The organism is Streptomyces sp. NPDC055078, assembly GCF_053607985.1.
In genome coordinates, this window is record NZ_JBSGUP010000909.1 from 1 (window position 1) to 2,537 (window position 2,537).

General features: G+C 71.1%; 3 protein-coding genes. 2 read left to right on the forward strand and 1 reads right to left on the reverse strand.

The window, feature by feature from the left end; translation table 11 throughout:
* Positions 1 to 632, forward strand: a 632-nt coding sequence (locus ACWF94_RS38450) for a DUF3152 domain-containing protein (protein WP_453499607.1), incomplete at its 5' end; no start/stop codon positions are given.
* 79 nt (positions 633 to 711) lie between these two features.
* Here the strand turns inward: ACWF94_RS38450 and ACWF94_RS38455 are convergent.
* Complete coding sequence (locus ACWF94_RS38455) at positions 712 to 1,635, reverse strand: proline iminopeptidase-family hydrolase (protein ID WP_453499609.1); 924 nt, start codon at positions 1,633 to 1,635, stop codon at positions 712 to 714.
* A 295-nt stretch (positions 1,636 to 1,930) separates the two neighbouring features.
* On the opposite strand from ACWF94_RS38455, the gene ACWF94_RS38460 reads away from it, so the two are divergent.
* Positions 1,931 to 2,537: RraA family protein (locus ACWF94_RS38460; RefSeq protein WP_453499611.1), on the forward strand; the 607-nt coding region annotated here is incomplete at its 3' end.

Here is a 2,537-nt window from a genome sequence, read left to right on the forward strand (position 1 = left end):
TCCCGCCGGCCCCCGGACCGACGGCCGGGGGCCGCCCGTCCACGGCGACCCGCACACCCGCGTATCTGGTCGACGGCCCCGGGACCTACACCTGGGCCGAGGGGACCGGTCGCCGCGCGGGCACCGGGGGCCGGCTCATCCGCTACGGGGTGAAGCTGGAGGACGGCACCGGGCTGGACGCCCGCCGGCTCGCCGACGAGATCGACGGCATCCTCCGCGACCGGCGCGGCTGGACCAGGCACGGCGCCGCATCGTTCCAGCGGGTCGACTCACCGCCGTACGACATGGTGGTGCACGTGGTCTCGCCGGGGACGACCGACAAGCTGTGCGGCGCCTGGGGTCTGAAGACGCGGGGCGAGGTCAACTGCGCCAACGCGCCCGATCTCGTGGTGAACGTACGGCGCTGGACCGAACTGAGCGAGCAGTACCCGAACCGCGCCCACGACTACCACGCGCTGATCATCAATCACGAGGTCGGGCACATACTCGGCCACGGGCACCGCGGCTGCCCCGGACCCGGCCGGCCCGCGCCCGCGATGATGCAGCAGATCGACGGGCTCAAGGGGTGTGTGGCCAACCCCTGGGTGTACGACGAGAACGGAAAGCCCATCGACGGGCCCCGGGTGCCCTGATCCCTGATCCCTGAGTCCGCCCGCTCTCCGCCCGCTCCCACGGCCTCCGGTTCCGGTGCTCGGTGCCCCTCGCCTCCGCTCACGGCAGCCGCGGGCCGCCGAGGAATGCGGCGACCTCGGTCATATACGCCTCGCGTTCCTCGACATGGGGCATATGGCTGGACTCCTCGAAGCGGATCCAGCGGGCACCGGCGATCCGCTCGGCGAAGGGGCGGACGGTGTCGTCGCCCGCCTCGTCGAACGCGCCGTTGATCACCAGGGTGGGTACGGCGATCGCGGGCAGCCGGTCGACGACCGACCAGCCGCGCAGGGTGCCGACCACATGGAACTCCGTCGGGCCGTTCATGGTGTGGTAGACGGTCGGGTCGGCGTCGATCCACTCGAAGGTACGGGCGACCTCCGGCGGCATCGGTTCGGTCCGGCAGACATGGCGGCGGTAGAACTCCGCGGACGCCTCCCGGTACGCCCGAGAGTCCGTCGTTCCGGCCGACTCGTGGGCGGCCAGGGTGTCCTGGACCTCTCGGGGCAGGGTCCCGCGCAGCCGGGCCGCCTCGGCGCTCCACAGCTCCATCGACGCGGGTGAGTTGGCGATCACCAGCCGGTGCAGTCCGGCGGGCCGCCGTACCGCGTGCTCGGCCGCCAGCATGCCGCCCCAGGACTGGCCCAGCAGGTCGTAGTCGCCGATGCCGAGGGTGTGCAGCAGCCGGTCGAGTTCCCGCAGGAACAGCTCCACGGTCCAGAACTCGCGGGGCCGGTCGGGCAGATGGGTCGAGCGCCCGTTGCCGAGTTGGTCGTAGTGGATGACGGGCCGCTCGGGCGACACCAGATCGGTGAGGCTCAGCAGATAGTCATGGGTGCAGCCGGGTCCGCCGTGGACGACCACCAGGGGCCGCCCCGAACGCCCGGCGGACCGGGTGTCGGTGGTGATGCGGTAGTACGTACGGTGCCCGTCGAATTCGACGGACCCTTCCTCGACACGGTGCTCGGCGCGATGCACACCCATTTCCTCACGGTTGGAATTCTCAGTGACCTGGACCCGATTTTCCCGGCACCCGGGCCCGGAATCCATGACCGGGTGTTCCTGAACATAAACACCGTCGCGCGGCCGTCCCCACCGGCCCGCCTCCCGGCCGCCCCGCTGCTCTGACCAGCCCTTCCCGCCCTTCTGGGCACCCCCTGCCGCCGTACTCCCGTCGTGGTGGTTTTCGTTCAGTAACAGAACTCATTGCACCTGAACGATGGGCTGCGCATACTCCTGTCATCCCACCCCCGAGTACGAGCGGCGGCGAGAACGCACCATGGCATTCCTGATCGGTTCCGATTTCAAACGGCCGGATTCCGGGGTCGTCGAGGCTTTCACCCGGGTCGGCACGGCCGCCCTGGGGCACCTCACGGACTTCGGGTTCCCGCGCGGGCTGCGCCCGGTCGCGGAGTGCGGACCGTTCGCCGGGCCGGCGCTCACCGTCAAGATTCCCCATGTCGACTCCACGGCGGTGCACCGGGCGATGAGCCTGGTCCGGCCCGGCGATGTGGTGGTGATCGACCAGTGCGGTGACGACGGCCGCTCCAGCTTCGGCGGCACCCTCGCCGGGATCGCGGCCGACCTGGGCGCGGTGGCGGCCGTCTCGAACGGCTCGACCAATGACGTCGAGGAGATACGGGAGCTGCGCTTCCCGGTCTACTCCCGGGGTGTCACCTCGCTCACCACCCGGGTGCTGTCGCTTGAGGGCCGGATCAATGTGCCGGTGAGCGTCGGGGGTGTCGTGGTCATGCCGGGCGACATCGTCTTCGGCGACGGGGACGGCCTCGCGGTCGTCCCGGCCGCCGAGGCCGCTGAGGTCGCCGACCGGCTGCTGCGCTGCGAGGCCGAGACCGCCCGGCTGGATCTCCGCGGCGCTGTCCGGG

Excerpts from the sequence above, each read along its gene's own strand:
- ACWF94_RS38455 (WP_453499609.1), bottom strand. The coding sequence starts at position 1,635 with ATGGGTGTGCATCGCGCCGAGCACCGTGTCGAGGAAGGGTCCGTCGAA.